We start from the raw sequence: 1839 nt of genomic DNA on the forward strand, positions 1-1839 counted from the left end.
ACCGAACCCGACCCCGTCCCCGGCAACAACAACTCCTGCGTCCCCACCGAGGTCCCCGCGGTCCCGGTCATCAACCCGGCCCTCGGCGGCGCAGCAGCCGCCGCAGCCCTCGGCGGCTTCCTCCTCATCCGCCGCCGCACCGAGGCAACGCCGATGTAACTACGGCCTGACCACGGCCTCCGTGGGAGCAGGGCTCCCGGGCACCGCAGCGAAGAGCCACACGGCTTCGACCCGGCGCCCGGGGACCCGCACCCGCAGTGCCGGGACGTGGAGGGGACGCCCCGGGCCTTGGTGCCCCTGCCGGACACGAGCCAGGCACCCGGGCCGACATCGTCGTGGCCGCCATTCAGCTGGGCCCGCGCGGACATCGCGCGGGCCCAGTTGTCGGTGCGGCCGCTCTGCGAGCCGTCCGCATCCGGCACGGAGGTGCCGCGACGGCGGCGCCCTGGCCGTCACCGACAGCCGCGGAAGATCGTTCTCAGCCCGGGTGCGCAAGCCCCCCGGCCCATCCGGGCCGAACAGCGGTACCACAACAGGAAGAACAGATGCCCCGCTTCAGCGTCATCGTCCCCGTCTTCAAGGTCCAGGGCTATCTGCGCGAGTGTCTGGACTCGCTGCTCGGGCAGTCGTACACCGACTTCGAGGTGATCGCCGTGGACGACCGTTCGCCGGACGGCTGCGGCGCGATCCTCGACGAGTACGCGGCCCGCGACCCGCGCGTGACCGTGCTGCACCTGCCCGAGAACGTCGGCCTCGGCCGCGCCCGCAACGCCGGACTGCCCCACGCCACCGGCGACTACCTGCTGTTCCTCGACAGCGACGACACCCTCACACCCGGCGCCCTCAGCGCCATGGCCGACCGCCTCGCCGAGAGCGACGACCCGGACGTCCTGGTCTTCGACTACGCCCGCACCTACTGGTGGGGCGGCACCCGCCGCAACGTCCTCGCCCAGGTACTGACCGAAGCCGGCGACAGCACCTTCACCGCGGCCGAACACCCCCGCATCCTCGACCTGCTGATGGTGGTGTGGAACAAGGCGTACCGCCGCGCGTACGTGGCCGCACACGACTTCCGCTTCCCGCCCGGCTACTACGAGGACACCCCCTGGACCTTCCCCGTGATGCTCAGCGCCGGACGCATCGCCGTGCTCGACCGGATCTGCCTGAACTACCGCCAGCGCCGCCAGGGCAACATCCTGTCCACCACCAGCCGCAAACACTTCGACATCCACGACCAGTACGAACGGGTCTTCGCCTACGTCGACGAACACCCCGAACTCACCGCCTGGCGGCCGTTCCTGCACCGCAAGATGGGCGAACACTGCCTCGACATCCTCGCCAAACCCGACCGCCTGCCGCCGTCCGACCGGGCCGAGTTCTTCCGGCGGACCGCCGCACTGTTCCGCCGGCACACACCGCAGGGGGCGAGTGTCCCGGCGGCCCTGCGGGTGCTGGAGAGCGGTTACGCGGCCTATCTGGTCAAGCGGCGGGCCCTGCGGGCGGGGCGCGGTCTCGGGCGGGGGATGCGGCAGGTACGGCGGGCGGCCACACGGAGAACCCGACGGACCTGGTCGGCGCTGACCGCGCACCGGGCTCTGGATCCGGGGCTCGCCGTGTACTCGGCGTTCTCGCACCGCGGGGTGCTCGGCGACCCGGCCGCCGTGTACTACAAGGCGCGGGAGATCGCCCCGCACATCCGCGGGGTGTGGGTGGTGCGCAGCCGCGCGCGGGCGAAGCAGCTGCCCGCGGACGTCGAGTACGTGCTGCTCAACTCCCCCGAGTACCGCAGGGTGGTCGCTCGGGCCGGCTTCTTCGTGAACAACGTCAACTGGCCCGGCA

1 protein-coding gene is annotated in these 1839 nt (G+C 71.8%); it reads left to right on the forward strand.

Going from position 1 to position 1839, the window contains the following annotated elements; translation table 11 throughout:
- Positions 1-545: 545 nt before the first annotated feature.
- The coding region (locus ABT245_RS45790; RefSeq protein WP_351747079.1) for a bifunctional glycosyltransferase/CDP-glycerol:glycerophosphate glycerophosphotransferase at positions 546-1839 on the forward strand (1294 nt) is incomplete at its 3' end.

The sequence above is a fragment of the Streptomyces sp. NPDC001508 genome (assembly GCF_040298665.1).
Classification (GTDB): Bacteria; Actinomycetota; Actinomycetes; order Streptomycetales; family Streptomycetaceae; genus Streptomyces.